Consider the following 21041-nt stretch of genomic DNA (forward strand, 5'->3'; position numbering starts at 1 on the left):
GTGGCTCAAGGGGCTCCCCTGCTAAGGGAGTAGATCGCGAACGCGGTGCGAGGGTTCGAATCCCTTCTTCTCTGCCAGTAATTGGCCCGTTGGTCAAGTGGTTAAGACACCGCCCTTTCACGGCGGTAACACGGGTTCGAATCCCGTACGGGTCATACTAAAAGAGATAGCATAATCTGCTATCTCTTTTTTGTTGTGTAAAAGTAGCCTTTGGATAGTCTGCTTTTTTTTATGAATTAAAAGAAAGATGAAGTATTCGCTGTTACAGTTGGGAATACAGAGAGCTGTAAGTATAATCATGTTGTTTACCTTGACCTGTATGAGTATGAAGGAATGTTCACTTAACAAATCATACTTAAATTGAATTTTTATCTCGGCCGTATGCTAAAGCCTCCTGCACTTGGATAAACGGGTAAATCTCATAGCTGGGAAGATCCTAAGGAATTAGTTGTAGAGTTATTAGATACCGTTGAATAATAAAAATTGAAATATGGGTTGTTCAAACAAAGGATGCTGTATTAGGTGCTACCGCGGAAAACAAATAGTATAAATAGAAGAAGCTGTCTTCAGTAGATGATCTACTGAAGACAGCTTTTATTGTCGAGTTTTGTCGGTAAGTCGATATATTGCAAAAATCGCCGATATAATTTGAGTTACGGTCGATAAATTTCAAAAATCGCTGATATATTTGGAGTTATAGTCGATATATTCTAAAAATCGCCGATATAATTTCACTTACCGACAAAAACATAAGAAAATCCCTTTCACAATCTAAAGAAAACGCCTCCATTGAAATGGATTCCACACCTATTCCAATAACTTTACACTCTATGTGAAAAAGTTCACAAATAGGTCATAATTTGTGAACTTTTTCACAATAATACGTGCTACAATATGAGTGTAAAGAAGTTAAACAACATTAAATTAGTATTTTAATTAATTACTTAAACAATCATAAAAAAATATATGTGAACAATAGAGAGGGGAAATTACCATGAAAAAAGGTATCAATCGTGTAGTATTAGTAGGAACAGGAGCTGTAGGTTGTAGTTACGCTTACTCAATGATCAACCAAGGTGTAGCTGAAGAATTCGTATTAGTAGATGTTAATGAAGCAAAAGCAGAAGGGGAAGCAATGGACTTAAGCCATGCGGTACCATTCTCTCCATCACCAACAAAAGTTTGGAGCGGTAGCTATGCAGATTGTAAAGATGCAGATTTAGTAGTTATCACTGCTGGATTACCACAAAAGCCAGGTGAAACTCGTTTAGACTTAGTTGAGAAAAATACAAAGATCTTTAAACAAATCGTTCGCGGTATTATGGATAGCGGATTCGATGGAATCTTCTTAATCGCAACTAACCCAGTTGATATTTTAACTTACGTAACTTGGAAAGAATCTGGTCTACCAAAAGAGCGCGTAATTGGTTCTGGTACTACTTTAGACTCTGCTCGTTTCCGTTACATGTTAGGTGACTACTTAGATGTAGATCCACGTAACGTTCATGCTTACATCGTTGGTGAACACGGTGACACTGAACTTCCAGTATGGAGTCACGCTACTATCGGTGTACAAAAACTAGAAACAATTTTAGCTAACAACGCACAGTACAAACAAGAAGACTTAGATAAAATCTTCGAAAACGTACGTGATGCGGCTTACCATATTATCGAGCGTAAAGGTGCAACTTACTACGGAATCGGTATGTCACTACTTCGTGTAACTAAAGCAATCTTAAACAACGAGAACAGCGTATTAACTGTATCTGCATACCTTGAAGGTCAATACGGTGAGAAAGATGCTTACGTAGGTGTTCCAGCTGTAATTAACCGTGAAGGTGTACGTGAAATCGTAGAGCTTGAGTTAAATGAGGATGAAAAAGCGAAATTCGCTCATTCTGTAAAAGTATTAAAAGAAACAATGGCACCAGTACTATAATAATTGCTAAATAATCCAGAAGTGGGGAACTACTTCTTACTTCTGGATTTATATATAATTGAATATAAATTCCTTTTCCGGTTTCCCTTGTATATCCCCAATATACCCCTTTTGCTGGATCAGGGTCGTTTATAGAAAAGAGCACTCTACTTTGCGTAGAGTGCTCTTTATTATTATCATTTTTTAGGCGTCAATCCTAATTTCTTTAAAATATCTGCCAGTGTACCGCTTTTTGATTTTTCTACAGGTGTTTGTGATTTGGATGCATCTGGACCTTTTTTCAAGAAATTCTTTTCAACGAAGCGAATATCTTTTTCGTCGACAATACCATCTTTGTTAAGGTCGCCGTCTTTCACAGATAGTCCTTTTTTACCGTAGTTGTTAGCGATAATTTCAGCATCTTTTATATCAATTACTTTATCGCCATTTACATCACCTGCAAGGTTTTCATCAAAGCGTGCATAATAATATTGGCCAAGTAGCTTACCGTCTTTTTCAGTACCAAGTTTCGTTGTTAGTCGGCTTGTTAAATGCCCTGGTACTTCTACATATAAGTTATAGTCGCGTTTATTAACAGGAAGTCCATTTAGTTTGAAGGATCCGTATTTATCAAGTGAGCCTTCAAACTTATGACGGTAAGAATCTGTTGCATATACTTTTACGCCATGCTTTGTATAATCGAATTTTTCATCTAAATATCCGCGTTCATTTAAGAAAGCACCAGGTTTAATACTTCCTTCGACTAGTGAGTTTAAAGACATAACTGAGAATGTTTGATCTTGAAGGACACGCATTCTATTTGGCTCTGATTCACCTTGTTTCCAGTAAGCGAACACTGATAAATCTAATTGAGCATTTGCTTCATAAAACTCATCATTTTCTACTTTGAACGTTACATCAATGAACGGGAAATCACCATCTAATCCAGCGAAGTTTTTGTCATCGATAGCTCCGCCAACTGTAACAGAACCTTCTTCTAGTTTCGGTTCATTTACTTTTGCGGTCACCCCTTTTTCGGAAAGTAGCTTTTCAAAAGCAGGATTTAATTTCGCATTTGCAAATTTGAAGTTCTTTTCTAGGAATTTTACGTTAAATTCCCCAGCAACAAATTGTTTCACATGTTTGGCGTTTAGCGTCACAGTGAATTCATCACCTTTATATACTTCTTTTTTATCATAACTAGTTTTCGCATATTGAGCTCCTTGCGGGATAAACCAATAGTTATTTACACCGCTCGGATAGTCAGCTCCTGCAGTTGCATAATCGAAAATATATACGCCTGTATTCATTGGACCTTCAGTTTTAAAGGATTCAGGAGTAATGCCAACTTTAAAGTCACCATTTGCATTAATAGGTAAAAACTTATGCAAGTATGGAGAATAATCATAGTACATCACTCCGTTTGCTTCTTGCGTAATGTTTAATCCTTTTCCTTTTAAGTAGTCAACGTTCGAATCATACACATTTCCTTTAATCCATAGTGCTTTTTTACCGTCTTCTACTGTATAGTTCTCTTCATTTAATTCATAAATACCAGGCTGTAATCCAGTTAATTTCACTTCTGGCGGTGTATTATCAATTACGACATAATCCCCTTTCACACGTGCTTTACCGTCTTTATCGTAGCCAACAAACTCAATTGTGTAATCACCTTCTGGTAAGTCGATTTTCTCATCACCAATTGGTTTTGCAGGATCATTTGTAAAAGGATACACCCTGCCGTTAAAGAATGAATCTAAGTAGTAATACACATCAGTTTTTAATCCACTAGTGTTTAATGTACCAAGGAAACCGAGAGCTTTATTTGTTTTGGAATCTTTCACGATAAGATCTAACGTTTCAAGTTCGCTGTTTAATTGGAACGCCCCGTGCAAATACGATTCACGGTATGGATTGAATTTAGATGTATCAGTTGAAATTGCTTTTCTTGATAATATTGCATTTTCAATACCAGGTTCTGATACACGAATAGAGAACGGAATTTGGTACGTTTCTTCTTTATTTTTCGTATTTGTAATATGAATATATCCTTCATATCGGCCTTGTTTTACACCGGCTGGAACATTAATTTTTGCTTCAATTTCATCTGATTTGCCAGCATCAAGAGTAATTGTTTCTGGAACAGAAACTTTTACACCGTTTGCGGTAGCTTCGTTAATAGAAGAAGATGCTGGTGTATAAGAAATTTCTGTTTTAAATTCTTTTTTCTCTTGTTTATTATGATTTTGTACTTTTATATTTCGTTTTTGTTCAAGAGATTCACCGTCTTTTTGATAGAACTTCCCGAATGCAATGGATCCAGTTTCTTCAGGTACTTCAATTACTTCATCATTTACAACTGTTTTTGTTGTATCTAGCACTTTAAAACTAGTTTCCGTATGAACGGCGTTGTACGCATCTACTCGTCCAGCTCCAACTTCATATACGGAATACTTTTCTTTTAAATCATCAGCTGTGTTCATAAGAGACGTCTTTACATCGAATGGAGAGTATTCTGGGTGTTCTTGTAAAATAAGAGCAGCAACGCCCGCGATATGAGGAGAAGCCATAGATGTTCCTTGCATACGCTCATAGGAAACATCATAATTTTCGCCCTCTTGTGGGTCGTTAATATATTCAGGTACTGTTGAAAGTACAGCAACACCAGGCGCTGTAATATCTGGTTTAATATCATCATTTGATGTAACAGGACCGCGTGAGCTAAAGTCTGCAAGATGATCGCCTTCTGTTTGAATATAACTAAGTTCGTCAAAGGTAAAGGATGTATTACCTTGTTCGATTTGAGCTTTTAGTTTTTCACCGTCTTCTTTCGTTAGGCGGAATGCGGGAATGTATTTTGTACTTTCGCCAACGTAGAAAGGAATTTCTCCGTCCACATTGTTATAAATAATAACGGCTTTTGCACCAGCTTGTTTTGCATTCGCAATTTTTTCATCAAATGACAGTGTACCACGTGCAACGAGAGCGATTTTTCCTTTTACATCTTTTTTACTAAACTCGTCAGGCGTACCAATTCCTACAGATTCAATAGGTAAAGTTTGTCCCTTGAAATCTTCTATTTTATCAGTAAAGTTTTTGCCGAATAAAATTAGGTTAGGAAATTGTAATTGTCCAGCATGACCTGATAGTTTCGGTAAGGAAATAGAGCTATCACTTGCGCCAACCGTAATCGCAAATGGAGAAGCACCTGGTGATCCGAGTGTCGCTGGATTTGGACCAGAGTTTCCAGCAGCAACGACTGTAACAACACCGGAAAGCATCGCGTTATTGACAGCGATAGACGTAGGATCAAGTGGATTGTTGCTATCGTCACCTAACGATAAGTTAATAACATTCATGCCGTCAGAAATAGATTTATCGATTGCAGCAATAATACCAGAACTATCTCCACTTCCGTATGGACCGAGTACACGATAGTTATACAGTTCAATGTCAGGTGCAACACCTTTTACTGCGGAATCTGATGTGTTTTTCTTTTGCGCAGAAACGATACCTGCTACGTGAGTACCATGCGCGGTGTAGAAGGAAGAGCCACGATCATCAAATTCAGGAGCACCAGATTGTTGCCACTCTGTATAAGTTGTTTCCATCGGATCTGCATCGTTATTAATAAAGTCCCAACCTTTTACTGAGTTTGGATCTACCTTGCTAGAGTCTTCGCCAGGTTTTGCGCGATAGCCCTTATACACGTCTTTTAGGTCGGGATGATTGTAATCAATACCTGTATCTAATACACCAACTTTAATTCCTTTTCCGGTAATGCCTTCGCTATGTAACTTATCGACCCCAATTTGCGGAATGCTATCTGTTAGTTTTTGAGGTGCTTTCTGCTTTGCTTGTTTTGGTAAATTTAATTTCACTTCGTAATCTTTCCAAATACGTTTTACCACGCCAATCCGTAACAATTCTTCCACTGTATTTGCAGGTAACGTCAGCGCAACCCCATTTATCGCATGTTTATAAGAACGTTTAATTTGTACGGACTGGAAATTCCCTGACTTTACTGATGGGCTGAACTGATAAAGACGTTTTAGTCCTTTTTGAAATTCCTCATGTTCTTGATCAATACGTGCCTTTATATTTTCAGGAGCAGCTTGTAACCCTTTTTCTTTTTGTTTTAATTCATTAATCTTTACTGGAGCCGTTTGAAATTCTACAATGATATTTACTGGTTCGGAACTACTTGTATTAATATCTGGCGAGATAGTAAAACCAGGGTTGGCATCTAACGTTTGTAATGCCTGACGTTGTTCTTTAGAAAGTTTTGATAGTAAAGACTGGGCGTTTGAAGAGTCAATTTGGTTAATAGGATTTTCAGCAAGTACATTGAACGGAAGGGCAGTTGAAAACAGAACGCCAGCCGTTACAATTCCGGTAACAAAACGATTTTTCTTTTTCATGTATAAGCCTCCGATAATTTATATTTTAAAAATTATTTTTCCGACTTTAATGGGCAGTAAGACCCCCACCTTAAAATGCAGCGAAAGCAAAGAAGTTAGGTGGGGGATCAACTGCTCATAAAAGTCCGATTGGTGAGGGCTGATAATCAGTGGGGGATGAAGAAAACCCCCACTGATTAAAGTTTCACTTTATCTGTGCCCGGTGTTTGCTCTGCATGGAATGTCCAGTTTAGCTGTAAGGAATCACCCTGGAATTTATTTTGATCTTGTTCGTTGTCTTCAAAGGAGAAGAGCACGTGTAAATAATCTGTTTCACCAGATTTAATACCGTCTATTAAGTTATGACGTTCTAAAGAAGTAGCCACATCCTCAGGTTTCATAGTCTTTAATTGTGATAGTTTTGTTTCCCACAAAATTTCATGATCATCGTTTGGATTAGATGGTTTTCCATCATTCACTAAAAATTTGACGATGATGTGATCGCCTAAATCTTCACCATCATTATTTTTCTTTGCATCTGTAACTTCATAGGATGTTTCAAGTGCTACTTTTGCAATATCCAATGACCCTTTATTTTCAAGCGTGAAATTCTTTTCAATAAAATCACCTGGCTTTAAATCTTTCACATCAACGATTACACTGGGATTAATAGAAAGGTCTAGTGTTCCAGCTTGAAATGAGTTACTAGATGTTTCAGAATCACTGAAGTAGGCGAATACACCGCCGAATGTAAGGGATAAGCCGAGCGTTGCGGTGACAACTCCCATTCCAACCTTTTGTTTTAATGACATAAGAAAGCCCCCTAATTAAATTTTTATAGCGACTGTTCGTAACAAGGATAAATAAGTAAACATAGTAGTCCACTATGAATTATAGTTACGAAAAGTCTCTGTTCTTTATTGAGAACAAGTATATGCTTATCAATTTTCCATTTCAATAAAATTGTGACGAAAAATGTTGAGAAACATTTTTTTATGGTAGATTATTTTGTTGCGATTTCAAGTGGGAAATAGCATGAAAAAGGGGATAAAGCTAATAAAATAGATGTTGAGAAATAAATAGTAAGATGAAAAGCTAGTAAAAAATGAAGCGTTTTCAATGAATATTCGTCAAAATTCGATATTTTAAATAGAAATGTGAAAAAAATTCAACATTTTTAAGAAAAAAACGTATGTTTTTTATAAATTAACAAGGATATTTCAGTTTTTCGCAGAATTGATAAAGTATAAAAAATTCTGTCATCTTAGTGAGGTGAGCATATTGAGTGTAATAAATTGTGAAGAAGTGAAACGAGATGAGTTTCATACAGAAAAGTACTATGACAGTTATAACATCTTTGGCGCACATATTGTGACGGAAGATGAGATGCGAGGTGTACGATTTACAGTATGGGCTCCTCATGCGAAAGCAATGAGTGTTGTTGGAGATTTTAATGAATGGGATTATGAGCAACATAAGATGCTACAAGTGACAGAAGAGGGAATTTGGTCCTTATTTATACCGCATATTGAAGAAAAAGAAATATATAAATATGCGATTGAAACGACGGCTGGTGATGTCATTTTTAAGGCAGATCCGTATGCTGTATATGCAGAAGTAAGACCGAATACGGCATCTGTAGTTTTTGATATAAAGGGATACGAATGGAATGATAAAAACTGGAGTCGTAAGAAAAAGAAAAAATCGGTTTATAAAGAAGCGATGACAGTTTATGAATTGCATTTCGGTTCTTGGAAAAAGAAAGAAGATGGAACGCTGTATTCTTACAGGGAAATGGCAGAAGAACTCATTCCTTATGTGGTGGAACATCAATTTACACATATTGAAATTATGCCCCTTGTTGAGCATCCGTATGATCGTTCTTGGGGATATCAAGGAACGGGATATTATGCCGCAACGAGTAGATTCGGCACGCCACATGATTTGATGTATTTTGTCGATGAATGTCATAAATATGGAATCGGTGTCATTTTAGATTGGGTGCCGGGGCATTTTTGTAAAGATGCTCACGGTTTATATTTGTTTGATGGGACACCGACTTATGAATATAAAGATAAAGATGTGCAAGAAAATCCAGTATGGGGAACTGTTAACTTTGATTTAGGAAAGAGGGAAGTACGTAATTTCTTAATTTCAAATGCGTTATTTTGGATGAGATATTTCCACATTGATGGTTTCAGGGTGGATGCAGTTGCAAACATGCTGTACTGGAATAAAGAAGGACAAGAGCAAAGTAATGAGCACGCTGTTTCATTTTTACGGGAGTTAAATGAAGCGGTATTTGCAGAGGATGAAGATTTCCTTATGACAGCAGAGGATTCAACAGCTTGGCCACTTGTAACAGCTCCAACGTATGAAGGTGGGCTTGGATTCAATTACAAATGGAATATGGGCTGGATGAATGACGTGCTGAAGTATATGGAGTGTGCGCCAGAGTACAGAAAATATATTCATGAGAAAATGACGTTCTCTTTACTATATGCTTACTCTGAAAATTTCATATTACCGCTTTCTCATGATGAAGTCGTTCATGGGAAAAAGTCGTTATTAAATAAAATGCCAGGAGACTACTGGGATAAGTTTGCTCAACTTCGTTTATTATATGGATATTTCTTTACTCATCCAGGAAAGAAATTACTTTTCATGGGTGGAGAATTCGGGCAGTTTGATGAGTGGAAAGACCTTGAAGATTTAGATTGGAATTTACATGATTTTGAAATGCATCGTTATATGCATGATTACTTTAAAGAGCTCATAGCATTGTATAAGCGCTCCAAACCACTTTGGCAGCTTGATCATTCGCCTGAAGGATTTCAGTGGATTGATGCTAATAATAATGAGCAAAGTATTTTCTCTTTTATCCGCCAAGGGGATAAACAAGAAGATGCGTTAGTTGTCGTATGTAATTTTACGAAAGCTACATATGAAAACTATAAAGTAGGTGTACCAGATTTCGAGTATTATAACGAGGTTTTAAACAGTGATGCTGAGCAATATGGCGGATCAGGGCAAGTAAATAAGAAGCGTCTGAAGGCGATTCAAGAGCCGTTTCATAATCAAGCAGCACATGTAGAAATTACAATTCCACCATTTGGCGTATCCATATTACGACCAGTGAAGACGAGAAAGGGGAGCAAAAAACAAGATGGCTCAAAAACAAAAGTGCGTAGCAATGTTACTAGCAGGGGGAAAAGGTAGTCGATTAAGTGCATTAACAAAAAATTTAGCCAAGCCAGCTGTTCCATTTGGTGGTAAATATCGCATTATTGATTTTACGCTAAGTAACTGCGCAAATTCTGGTATTGAAACGGTTGGGATTTTAACGCAATATCAACCACTCGAACTTCATAATTATATCGGAATCGGCAATGCGTGGGATTTAGACCGAGTAAGCGGTGGAGTCACAGTATTACCTCCTTATGCGGAGTCTTCAGGTGTGAAGTGGTACACAGGTACGGCAAGTGCCATTTATCAAAACTTAAACTATTTAAGTCAATATGAACCAGAGTATGTTCTCATTTTATCAGGCGACCATATTTATAAAATGGATTACAGTAAAATGCTAGATTACCATATTGAGAAAGAAGCGGACGTTTCCATTTCTGTTATTGAAGTGCCTTGGGATGAGGCGAGTCGTTTCGGTATTATGAATACGAACGAAGAGATGGAGATTGTTGAATTTGAAGAGAAACCGCAATTTCCAAGAAGTAATCTTGCATCAATGGGAATTTACATTTTTAACTGGGCAATTTTGAAAGAGTATTTAGAAATGGATGCAAGAAACCCTGAATCTAGTAATGATTTCGGAAAAGATGTACTTCCGCTTTTATTAGATGAAGGGAAGAAGTTAATGGCGTATCCGTTTGAAGGGTATTGGAAAGATGTTGGAACGGTGAAAAGCTTATGGGAAGCGAATATGGATTTACTTCGCGATGAAACATCACTGAATTTAAATGATCGTAATTGGCGTATTTATTCTGTTAATCCAAACGAACCACCTCAATATATCGCTGAAAAGGCAAAAGTAGAAGAATCACTTATTAACGAAGGATGCGTCATTGAAGGGGACGTGAAGCATTCTGTACTATTCCAAGGAGTGACGGTGGAAGAAGGTAGTATGGTTATTGATTCTGTCGTTATGCCGGGAGCGAAGATTGGTAAAAATGTTGTGATTGAAAGAGCGATCGTTGGATCAGAAATGGTTATTGAAGATGGAACAATTATTCGTCCAGAAAAAAATGTCGACGATGTAGTACTCATTGCTGAAGGGAAATAGAAAAGGGGGATGAAATGAATGGGAGAAAAAATGTTAGGAATTATTAATGCAACGGGAAGTTTTCCTTCCTTAAAGAAAGTAACAGGGCATCGTTCACTAGCGGCGTTACCGTTTGGGGGCCGTTATCGACTCATTGATTTCATGCTTTCAAATATGGTGAATTCTAATATTCATAGTGTAGCGGTTTTTACAAGTCATAAAAACCGCTCGTTAATGGACCACGTTGGTTCAGGCAAACAGTGGGATTTAGATAGAAAAAGAGACGGACTGTTTTTATTCCCGCCAAATTGCCAATGTGATCAAGATGAATTTGGATCTTTTGCACATTTTAGAAGACATATTGATTATTTTCTAAGAGCTAGAGAAGAATACGTCGTTATTACGAATAGCCATCTCGTAACAGCATTGAATTTTCAAGCGGTGTTAGAGCGACATATACATACGGCAGCTGATATTACGGAAGTTTGCCATGAAGGGGTTTCGCTTCAAACGTACGTGTTAAAGAAACAATTACTGTTAGATTTATTCGATTCATATAAAGATGTGGAGCAATATAGCTTATTCGATGTAGTGAGAGAAAAGCGCGGAAAATCACTACATATTGCTACGTATGAGCATACAGGATATGTAGCTATTATTGATTCAATTGAAAGCTACTATAAACATAGCTTAGAAATTTTGCAACCTGCTATTTGGAAGCAACTATTTAAGAAAGAAGCACCAATCTTTACGAAAGTAAAAGATGAGCCACCAACTCGTTATGTAAAGGGTGCAGTCGTGAAAAATACAATGATTGCAAATGGTAGTATTATCGAAGGTGAAGTAGAAAATAGTGTTGTCTCCCGTTCTGTTAAAATTGGGAAAGGTTCAATTGTTCGTAATAGCATTATTATGCAAAAGAGCCAAATTGGAGATAACTGTATAATAGACGGTGTTATTATTGATAAAGATGTGAAAATTGGTGACGGTGTTGTACTAAAAGGAAACGCCGATGAGCCATACGTTGTAGAAAAAGGAAGCGTGCAAAACAGTACGATTAATAGTTATTCTTAAGGAATCAGTGGGGGTTTTTCCTCCACTGATTAAAGTTTTAATTTAAATGAAAACTCGAAGGGAGGAAGCTGCAAGGGAAGTAGTATAAGCTTTTCGTGCAGTGGGACAACAAGTGAATATTTTATTTGCAGTATCAGAATGTGTACCATTTGTTAAATCGGGAGGATTAGCTGATGTAGCAGGTGCGCTCCCAAAAGAGCTAAAAAAATTAGGTGTGGAAGTTCGTATTATACTCCCGAATTATAGTCTTATTCCGCAAAAATTAAGGGATGGATGTACGCTACATAAAGTAATTAACGTCCCGCTTGGGTGGAGAAATCAATATTGCGGAATTTTAAAAGGTGAGCAAGACGGGATTACGTATTACTTAATAGATAATGAATATTATTTTAAGAGGGATTCTCTGTATGGTCATTATGATGACGGAGAGCGTTTTTCTTATTTTTCGAAAGCAGTTTTAGAGTGTATTCCTCATCTTGACTTTGAAGTGGATGTTCTTCATAGCCATGATTGGCATACAGCTATGGTAAATTTCTTACTACGTGAAAAGTATCAAGATAACCCATTATATGAGCATATTAAAACAGTATATACAATTCATAACTTGCAGTTCCAAGGTGTATTTCCTCCTGAAGTGATGTACGACTTGCTAGAACTTGGTGATGAATATTTTCATAGTGAGCAGTTAGAGTTTTATGGAAATGTGAACTTTATGAAAGGCGGTATTATCGCTTCTGATCAAATTACAGCGGTTAGCCCGACATATAAAGAAGAAATTCAATATGAATTTTTCGGTGAGAAGTTAGATGGATTGTTGCGAAAATATAATGGTAAGCTTAGCGGCATTGTAAATGGAATTGATACGAGCGTGTATAATCCAGAAACGGATTCGTATATTACTGCTCAGTACGATGCAGATTCATTATATGAAAAGAGTAAAAATAAACGCGCGTTGCAGCGTTATTTTGGTTTGCCAGAAAAAGAAGAAACGCCGATTATTTCAATGGTAACGAGATTAACGAAGCAAAAAGGTCTTGATTTAGTACGTACTGTATTCCGTGAAATAATAGAAGAAGATGTACAATGTATTATTTTAGGATCAGGTGATTCGGAATATGAGAAATTCTTTGAGTGGATGGCATATGAGTATCCTGAGAAGGTAAAAGTGTATATTGGCTTTAATGAAGAATTAGCCCACCAAGTATATGCGGGAAGTGATTTATTCTTAATGCCATCATTGTTTGAACCATGTGGACTTGGACAACTTATCGCATTAGCGTACGGTACGATTCCAATTGTAAGAGAGACAGGCGGATTAAATGATACGGTACAATCTTATGACGAAGAAACTGGAGAAGGAAATGGTTTCAGTTTCACGAACTTTAATGCACATGACATGTTGCACACTGTTCGTCGTGCAATTGAATTTTATCAGGATAAACCGGTATGGGAGCAGCTTGTAAAACAAGCAATGACTGAAGATTATAGCTGGGAAAAATCAGCTCTGGCTTATAAGAAATTGTATAAAAGTCTCATGGAATAACATGTAGGTGGTGAAGAGATGTTTACTCATGTTGAAAGTTTCAAATCAGCTTTTCTAGAAAAGTTAGAGACGATGTATGGTAAAAGTTTCAAAGAATCTACAACTCGTGATCAATACAATACGCTTGGGTATATGGTACGTGAGTATATGAATAGTCAATGGATTGCAACGAATGAAAGTTATCGGTCTGGAGAGCGAAAGCAAATGTATTACTTATCCATTGAGTTTTTACTTGGGCGTTTGCTTGGAAGTAACATATTAAATTTAGGCATCAAGGATGTATGTGAGCAAGGGCTTTCTGAGCTTGGAATTTCGTTGCAACAATTAGAAGAGGTGGAAGCAGATGCAGGTCTTGGAAATGGTGGACTTGGACGATTAGCAGCCTGTTTCCTTGATTCACTTGCATCTTTAAACTTACCAGGTCATGGGTGCGGAATTCGTTACAAACACGGCTTATTTGATCAAAAAATTGTTGATGGTTATCAAGTTGAATTTCCAGAACAGTGGCTTCTTCATGAAAATGTATGGGAAGTAAGAAGGCATGATCAAGCTGTAGAAGTAAGTTATTTCGGCAATGTTGAACCGCTCTACATTGATGGGCGTTTAGAATTCAGGCATACAAATGCAGAAGTAATTATGGCCGTACCATATGACGTTCCAGTAGTAGGTTATGAGACGAGTACTGTAAATACACTTAGACTTTGGAATGCGGAACCAGTTCCTTTCCCACAAAATTGCAAAGATATTTTGAAATATAAGCGTGAAACAGAAGCGGTATCGGAGTTTTTATATCCAGATGATACGCATGATGAGGGGAAAATACTTCGTTTGAAACAACAGTATTTCCTCGTATCAGCAAGCTTGCAAAATATCGTTCGTATGCATAGAGAAAGATATGGTGACCTTCGTCAATTACATGAGAAAATTGCGATTCATATTAATGATACACATCCAGTTTTGGCGATTCCAGAACTGATGCGTATTTTATTAGATGAAGAAAAACTAGCATGGGGAGAAGCTTGGCACATAACGACGCAAACGATTTCTTATACGAATCATACGACGTTATCAGAAGCGCTTGAGAAGTGGCCAATTCACATTTTTAAACCGTTATTACCGAGAATTTATATGATTATTGAAGAGATTAATGAACGTTTCTGTCATGAACTTTGGGAGCGTTATCCGTATGAATGGCATCGTATTGAAGAGATGGCGATTATTGCGCATGATCTTGTGAAAATGGCTCATTTAGCAATTGTCGGTAGTCATAGCGTAAATGGTGTAGCAAAAATTCATACGGAAATTTTAAAACAACGTGAAATGCGATTGTTTTATGAGTTTTATCCAGATAAGTTTAATAATAAAACGAATGGAATCGCTCATAGACGCTGGTTAATGAAGGCGAATCCACAGCTGACAAACCTTATTTCAGAGGCGATTGGAACAGAGTGGAAGAAAGAACCGATTAAGCTTCAAGAGCTACAATTAGTTCAATACGATGCGAGTTTCCAAGAGAAATTTGCAGAGGTAAAACAAGAGCGCAAAGAGATTTTAGCAGCGCGCATTCATAATACAATGGGGATTACAATTGATCCTAATTCTATTTTTGATGTGCAAGTAAAAAGGCTACATGCTTACAAGCGACAATTATTAAATGTTCTTCATATTTTATATTTGTATAACCGTTTGAAAGAGGATGCTAGTTTTACATTTTATCCGCGTACTTTTATTTTTGGAGCGAAAGCATCACCTGGCTATTACTATGCGAAAAAAATTATTAAATTAATAAATGAACTTGCAAGGAAAGTGAATAACGATCCGTACGTAAGCCAATATATGAAAGTTATCTTTCTAGAAAACTATCGAGTGTCTGTAGCGGAAGATATATTCCCAGCGGCCGATGTAAGTGAACAAATTTCAACGGCGAGTAAAGAAGCATCCGGAACAGGCAATATGAAATTTATGATGAATGGTGCGATTACGCTCGGCACGTTAGACGGAGCGAATATTGAAATAAAAGATAGAGTCGGTGATGATAACTGTTTCATTTTCGGTTTAACGGCCGAAGAGGTTCTTCATTACTATCAAAATGGTGGATATCGTGCAAGTGATTATTACCACCACAATGGGCACATTAAGAAGGTAGTAGACCAGTTAACGAATGGTTTCTTTGCACAGTCGGGAGCTGAATTTGAAGCAATTTACGATTCTCTCGTTATTCAAAATGATGAATATTTCGTTCTGCGAGATTTTGGCCCATATGCGGAAAAGCAAGAAGCTGTTGGTAGAGCTTATGAGAACCGAACGAAGTGGCTCGAAATGTCGATTTTAAATATTGCACAATCTGGTCATTTTGCGAGCGATCGAACGATTTTACAGTATAGTAATGAGATTTGGGGTATTGGTAATACAGTTACGCAAATTTAAAGAGATTGCTACGTTGGAAAAGATTATATGAAATTTATATCAGCGATTTTTAAGATATATCGATTTACCGACAAAAATTGACACTAATAAATAAACCGAGCTTAAACTCATTAAGCTCGGTTTTCTTTTTTGCTTAAGAAAGAAATGGGATCGCAGTATATATTACACCCGTTCCACCATATTCTCCTGTCGCAAAGTATGAAAATGTAAAGAAACCTGTAAACGTAAAAATTACAATGAGAAAAAGTGCGAAGATAAATTTTAGCATGTAAGGTCCCCTCATCCAAAAGTAACTTCATATATTATTATAGTATAAGGATATTTAATTTCCAATTGTTTACTGGTTAAAAATGAGAAGTCAGACATGTTTTGTATGTTGTCATGGCATGATTATTTGTAATAGATTTTGTGTTTTTTGTAAAAGTCATGTTGTGATGAACGTGTGCATATTCCCAGTCTTGGTCATTAAAATTTATGTTTCGAGGAGGAAGAAGTGGAACGACATCAAATAAGTTGACGAAACGAAAGCTACTAGCTACTTGTAGTTTATAATAATTACGAAATGCAATATCTCCCACTTTTGGGGAGGCAAATGTATACAGACCGTACTGTGCGAAGGCAGTGTTTATACGCGCATCGAGTATATGTAGTGTAGCGAGTGCGCCGCCTAAGCTATGACCGGTTGCAAGAAGTTTCTTATGGGCTGGTAACGATACGAGCATATCCATAATAGAATCTCGGCAAGATTCATAAATGGAAAGAAAGCCGTTATGGACATTTCCGCTATTTAAAGCATATGGATATGGTTTTTGGTTAACGAGTGAATCGATAATCCAGTCTGTATCTGTTTGTGTCCCGCGAAAAGCTATAATAACGGTATCCTCAGATTCTAGTATGAATCCGAACCATTCTGTCGTTTGAATGGTTTTTCCTTGAAAGCCTTGTACATATTGAAAACCATCTGGTATTTCAAAAATCCCATTTTGTTTATATTGTTCATATGTTAACTCACAACAAGAAGCTAACAGTATGGCGGTATCTTTATCAAAGGATAAAGGAGTACGCATTAAGGGAGCCTCCTTAAGAAAAGGTATAGTTCAATATATGCAGTGAGGGACTTGATTCATTCTTTTAGAAAAAAAGCTTGAACCTACAGTTACGTGAGGGAGTATGATTTTTGTAAACATACTGTTAGGAGGAGTGTAAGATGAGCAAAAGAGAAGGCTATTCAATTGGTGAGTTTTCAAGGGGAACAGGTACAACGAAACGAACGCTCCAATATTACGATGAAATTGGATTACTTAAACCTGAAAAGAATGTTAGCTCTGGTCACCGTGTGTACAAAGGAAAAGATATATTAGAGCTGCAAAAAATAGTGAGCCTTAAAGTATTAGGATATAGTTTAGAAGAAATAAGCGTCATGCTGAAAATGCCAAGTTTGAATGTAAGTTTAAAAGAAACATTGGAGCAACAAAGAAAAGCCTTTGAAGAAAAAAGAAAACAAATTGAAGTTTCGATTAAGGCGCTTGAACGAACAATGGTATGTCTTAAGGAAGATGAAGAGTTGGATAGTGACATATTAATGAGTCTAATTAACAGCATTCAAAAAGAAACTGAACAACGTTTATGGCTTGAAGAATATGTATCAAAAGAAACAGTTGATGGATTATATAATAAACCAGAAGAAGAGAGTCTGGCACTTGATAAAGAGTTTGTGCGTTTAGCAAAAGAAGTGAAAAGGTTATTCGGAAGACAAATTGAGGATTCAGAAGTGCAAAAATTGGTTGATGAACATATGAAGGCGACTCTTAAGTATGTTGGTGAAGAGACAATGTATTCTCTAGGTAAATTAGAGAATGCACAAGAACAATATAATAATATGATGCCATCTCCTTATACGGAAGAAGAAGAGGCATGGCTTAACGAAGCGATGGAGTATTATATGATTCAAAGTGGTTTGTATAGTCCACCTAAATAAAAAGAGCCCTATAAGGGCCCTTTTTACTCTTTTCCATCTAATAAACGACCAAGTCCACCTAAAACGCTGCCTTCACCAGTGCTTTGCGCTGCTGGGCTTGTCAGACGTGCTGCTAAGCGGCTAAGTGTTAAGGACTGAATCCAAACTGTTCCAGGTCCTTCTAACGTTGCGAAGAATAAACCTTCGCCGCCAAATAGAGCTGTTTTTACTTTTCCAACGAACTCGACATCGTAGTTAATGTCTTTTGTCATGGCAACGAGACAACCTGTATCGATGCGAAGTTTTTCGCCATGTTTTAATTCACGCTTATATACAGTTCCGCCTGCATGCATGAAAGCAAGTCCATCACCTTCAAGTTTCTGCATGATGAAACCTTCACCGCCGAAGAAACCAGTTCCGATTTTTTTCGTAAACTCGATTCCGATAGAAACGCCTTTTGCGGCACAAAGAAATGCATCTTTTTGACAAACTACTTTTCCTTGATATTCTGTTAAATCTACAGGAATAATTTTACCCGGATAAGGAGCAGCAAAGGATACGTGACGCTTGCCGTGACCTGTATTTGTAAATACAGTCATAAACATGCTTTCGCCTGTCACGAGACGCTTACCAGCGCCCATTAATTTTCCGAATAAACCTCCAGATGGGCCAGAACCATCGCCGAAGATTGTTTCCATTTCTATGTAATCTTCCATCATCATCATTGCGCCAGCTTCTGCGATCACGCTTTCTTCTGGGTCTAACTCAATTTCAACAAACTGCATATCATCGCCGTATAATTTATACTCGATTTCATGTGCTCTCATTTTTTTCACCTCGTATGTAATAGATATTTATATTGTACAGAATTTAATAGGATTAGAATACTTTAGTTTTGTTAATTTTCAAATAAAGTGGGAGCACCCAAAATTGGTTGTCAGCTCTCACCAATCGAGCAGTCCGCAAATAGCGAGATAAAATATGAATATGGAAGTTCAACATTATATTAAAATTATAAAAAAATAATGGAATGAAAGTGTTCTCATTTGACGTTTTGGATATAGCGTGATATAGTGAAGTCACTATTGAGCTACATAATGTGGTACGGAAATAAAGCACGTTGAATTAAAGGCTGTAAGCTTGTTATACATTCATGTCCTTTATATCCACCTTTTCATGTGGATTCATAGTTTCATTTTTATTTAGGAGGTACATGACATGCAAACAGGTAAAGTTAAATGGTTCAACAGCGAAAAAGGTTTCGGTTTCATCGAAGTTGAAGGTGGAGACGATGTATTCGTTCACTTCTCAGCTATCCAAGGTGACGGATTCAAAACTTTAGAAGAAGGTCAAGAAGTTTCTTTCGAAATCGTTGAAGGTAACCGTGGACCACAAGCTGCTAACGTTACAAAAAACTAATTAGCTAGCGATAAAAAGCATTCCGATTTTCGGAATGCTTTTTTTTATTCTTTGGAACTCGAATCATTTGAAGACAATTCGCCCTTAAAGGTACGCTCTTCAAAGTCATCAAGCATTTGCTCATATTCTTCATGTTCTTCCGTAGCGAAAACTTGCGGATTTTTTCCATACATATCTGTACCGATAAAGTTTTCAAAATCCTCTACGTAGCCTACGTTTTCTTCACTATTTACGTACATGCCGTTATAGTTTTTCGAATCTTGTCTTTCTAAATCAGATGGTGTTTCAGATGTTCCGTAATTGGCTACATCTTGCCATGCATCTTCTGCATCGTACTCAACAGAATGATCTTCATCATGTTTATGGAAAGAAGGAGACAATACTTCTTCTTCGACTGGTCGTGTATTCATATTTAACTTATTTGTTGCGTGCTCAACGCATGTTGTAGCAGTCGGCATTGCTTCTAATCTTTCAAATGGAATTTCTTCACCAGATACTTCGCAAATGCCGTACGTACCCGCTTCTATTTTTTGCAAGGCATGCTTCGTATCCTCTAATTGTTTATGCCAAAGTTCAATAAGCCCGAAGTCTTTTTCACGTTCATATAGCTCTGTTGCCATATCAGCCGGATGGTTATCATAGCTAGATAACTCTCCAACAGATTCACGTTCAGATGCACGATCTTCATTTTCGTGTGTTTGTATCGTTTGCTCTAGTTCTTGCTTTTGTTTTTCTAAAACGGATTTAAATTGATTTATTTGTTGTGGAGTTAACATAGTCGTCCACCTTCCTACAATTCAGTTTCTTTACATAGTATGAGCGTTGCGAGTAGGAATTATGAGCTGAAATTGGTATATGAAAAAGGAGCCGCATTAGCAGCTCCTTTTAAAGGAAATATCCAAGTAATAATCCGATTCCCATTAAGAGACCGAAGATTGTATTTGTTTTTGCTGTTGCTATCATCGCAGGTACCATTTCCATTGGAATGCTTTTGCCGATAAAGCCTTTCGTCGCTTTATATGCTTTCGGTGCACTTAAAAATACGATAAGCATCCATGGTGATACGATGCCGACGATAATTAAAGCAATTGTCCAAATGTAGGAAACGATGAACATAGAAGCAAGTACACCAACTGCTCGCTCGCGTCCAACGAGAATTGCTAACGTTTTACGACCGTTTTCTTTATCGCCATCTAAGTCACGGATATTGTTAGCAAGTAAAATGGCACCAATTAAAATGGAGCTTGGAATAGATAGTAAAACGACTTCTGATGTTACAGTTCCAGTTTGAATAAAGAATGAAATCCCGATAATAATGACACCCATAAATAATCCGGCTGTTAACTCTCCAAATGGTGTATAGGCAATGGGAAGTGGACCGCCCGTATAAAGGTAAGCAACGGCCATACAAACAAGACCGATTGCAGCAAGCCACCAGCTAGAATTCATACAAATATAAACACCTAATAGTATTGCGATGCCGAAAAATCCAAATGCTAAGTTAAGCACTGTTTTTGGCTGAATGCCATCGCGAACGATAGCGCCGCCGATACCAACTGAACCTTCGTGATCAAGTCCTCTTTTATAATCAAAGTATTCATTAAACATGTTTGTTGCTGCCTGAATGAGAAGACAAGCAAGAAGCATTATAAGGAAAAGAGGGAGATGTATTTGATTTATACCTCCGACCTGCATTGCATAGGCTGTTCCGATGAAAACAGGAACGAAAGCTGCTGTTAATGTATGGGGACGTAGTAAACTCCACCAAATGCGCCAGCCTGTTTGCTTGCTTGGCTTTGGCGCCGTAGGAGAGGAATTCGTTTCGACGTTCATTTCCATGTTGAATCCTCCTTTGGTCACATATTGTACACAACTAAGTGTAGAAAAAGCATCATTTAGTGTCAACGTTTATTTTCTAGGAAGAGAAGGTGAATTTCTCAGAAATGCTAAACGTTGACAGGCCTTTCGTTTGAGGTGTATCTTAAAATCAAGCGTAATTATGACTATTTTTCGCCCATAGGGGGGAG

Annotated in this window: 15 protein-coding genes, 1 tRNA gene and 1 pseudogene; 9 read left to right on the top strand and 8 right to left on the bottom strand. The window is 37.2% G+C overall.

Features of this window, described 5'->3' with window-relative positions; all coding sequences use genetic code 11:
• Window positions 1-83 precede the first annotated feature (83 nt).
• A tRNA-Glu gene (locus PDK19_RS16815) sits at window positions 84-155 on the top strand.
• 99 nt (window positions 156-254) lie between these two features.
• Here the strand turns inward: PDK19_RS16815 and PDK19_RS16820 are convergent.
• A pseudogene (locus tag PDK19_RS16820) lies at window positions 255-410 on the bottom strand (IS4 family transposase); the annotation flags it as partial.
• 584 nt (window positions 411-994) lie between these two features.
• On the opposite strand from PDK19_RS16820, the gene PDK19_RS16825 reads away from it, so the two are divergent.
• Entirely contained in the window at window positions 995-1939 is a 945-nt protein-coding gene (locus tag PDK19_RS16825; protein ID WP_000715337.1) for an L-lactate dehydrogenase, read from the top strand.
• A gap of 176 nt (window positions 1940-2115) precedes the next feature.
• On the opposite strand, the gene PDK19_RS16830 is transcribed toward PDK19_RS16825, so the two are convergent.
• Both PDK19_RS16830 and PDK19_RS16835 read right to left on the bottom strand, forming a co-directional pair.
• Window positions 2116-6339 carry a S8 family serine peptidase gene (locus tag PDK19_RS16830; protein WP_270707643.1) on the bottom strand — a complete coding sequence of 1408 codons (4224 nt, stop codon included), beginning with the start codon at window positions 6337-6339 and terminating at the stop codon, window positions 2116-2118.
• A 176-nt stretch (window positions 6340-6515) separates the two neighbouring features.
• Window positions 6516-7130: a CalY family protein gene (locus tag PDK19_RS16835; protein WP_000053952.1), complete on the bottom strand. Its 615-nt coding sequence runs from the start codon at window positions 7128-7130 to the stop codon at window positions 6516-6518.
• 469 nt (window positions 7131-7599) lie between these two features.
• Between PDK19_RS16835 and glgB the strand changes: the two genes are divergently transcribed.
• From glgB to glgP, 5 genes are all read left to right on the top strand, one after another.
• Entirely contained in the window at window positions 7600-9537 is a 1938-nt protein-coding gene (glgB, locus tag PDK19_RS16840) for a 1,4-alpha-glucan branching protein GlgB (protein WP_000111368.1), read from the top strand.
• A complete protein-coding gene (gene glgC, locus PDK19_RS16845) occupies window positions 9485-10615 on the top strand; it encodes a glucose-1-phosphate adenylyltransferase (RefSeq protein ID WP_000057613.1) in 1131 nt (376 codons plus the stop codon). The genes glgB and glgC overlap by 53 nt, the downstream gene beginning before the upstream one ends.
• A gap of 18 nt (window positions 10616-10633) precedes the next feature.
• Entirely contained in the window at window positions 10634-11668 is a 1035-nt protein-coding gene (gene glgD / locus PDK19_RS16850; protein WP_000504138.1) for a glucose-1-phosphate adenylyltransferase subunit GlgD, read from the top strand.
• A 112-nt stretch (window positions 11669-11780) separates the two neighbouring features.
• Complete coding sequence (gene glgA / locus PDK19_RS16855; protein WP_270707644.1) at window positions 11781-13211, top strand: glycogen synthase GlgA; 1431 nt, start codon at window positions 11781-11783, stop codon at window positions 13209-13211.
• Between the two features lie 18 nt (window positions 13212-13229).
• Window positions 13230-15638: a glycogen phosphorylase gene (gene glgP, locus PDK19_RS16860; RefSeq protein WP_270707646.1), complete on the top strand. Its 2409-nt coding sequence runs from the start codon at window positions 13230-13232 to the stop codon at window positions 15636-15638.
• 133 nt (window positions 15639-15771) lie between these two features.
• Here glgP and PDK19_RS16865 read toward each other — a convergent pair whose 3' ends face one another.
• Together PDK19_RS16865 and PDK19_RS16870 are read right to left on the bottom strand one after the other, a co-directional pair.
• On the bottom strand, window positions 15772-15906 hold the full coding sequence (locus PDK19_RS16865; RefSeq protein ID WP_000911074.1) for a hypothetical protein: 135 nt from the start codon (window positions 15904-15906) through the stop codon (window positions 15772-15774).
• Between the two features lie 76 nt (window positions 15907-15982).
• Window positions 15983-16705 (bottom strand): lipase family protein, encoded by a 723-nt coding sequence (locus PDK19_RS16870; protein ID WP_001260121.1) that lies wholly within the window; start codon window positions 16703-16705, stop codon window positions 15983-15985.
• Window positions 16706-16845: 140 nt separating this feature from the next.
• Between PDK19_RS16870 and PDK19_RS16875 the strand changes: the two genes are divergently transcribed.
• Entirely contained in the window at window positions 16846-17616 is a 771-nt protein-coding gene (locus PDK19_RS16875) for a MerR family transcriptional regulator (protein WP_000043967.1), read from the top strand.
• A gap of 23 nt (window positions 17617-17639) precedes the next feature.
• Here PDK19_RS16875 and PDK19_RS16880 read toward each other — a convergent pair whose 3' ends face one another.
• The gene (locus PDK19_RS16880; RefSeq protein WP_001201255.1) at window positions 17640-18422 is read right to left on the bottom strand and encodes a TIGR00266 family protein; all 783 of its coding nucleotides are present in this window, start codon (window positions 18420-18422) and stop codon (window positions 17640-17642) included.
• 391 nt (window positions 18423-18813) lie between these two features.
• Here PDK19_RS16880 and cspD point away from each other — a divergent pair, with 391 nt between their 5' ends.
• On the top strand, window positions 18814-19014 hold the full coding sequence (gene cspD / locus PDK19_RS16885; protein WP_001193054.1) for a cold-shock protein CspD: 201 nt from the start codon (window positions 18814-18816) through the stop codon (window positions 19012-19014).
• Between the two features lie 44 nt (window positions 19015-19058).
• Here cspD and PDK19_RS16890 read toward each other — a convergent pair whose 3' ends face one another.
• Both PDK19_RS16890 and PDK19_RS16895 read right to left on the bottom strand, forming a co-directional pair.
• Window positions 19059-19790 (bottom strand): yteA family sporulation protein, encoded by a 732-nt coding sequence (locus PDK19_RS16890; protein WP_014893448.1) that lies wholly within the window; start codon window positions 19788-19790, stop codon window positions 19059-19061.
• A gap of 109 nt (window positions 19791-19899) precedes the next feature.
• A complete protein-coding gene (locus PDK19_RS16895) occupies window positions 19900-20853 on the bottom strand; it encodes a 1,4-dihydroxy-2-naphthoate polyprenyltransferase (protein WP_000425748.1) in 954 nt (317 codons plus the stop codon).
• Window positions 20854-21041 lie beyond the last annotated feature (188 nt).

Source organism: Bacillus cereus group sp. BcHK124 (assembly GCF_027712065.1).
In the GTDB taxonomy this organism is placed as follows: domain Bacteria; phylum Bacillota; class Bacilli; order Bacillales; family Bacillaceae_G; genus Bacillus_A; species Bacillus_A pacificus.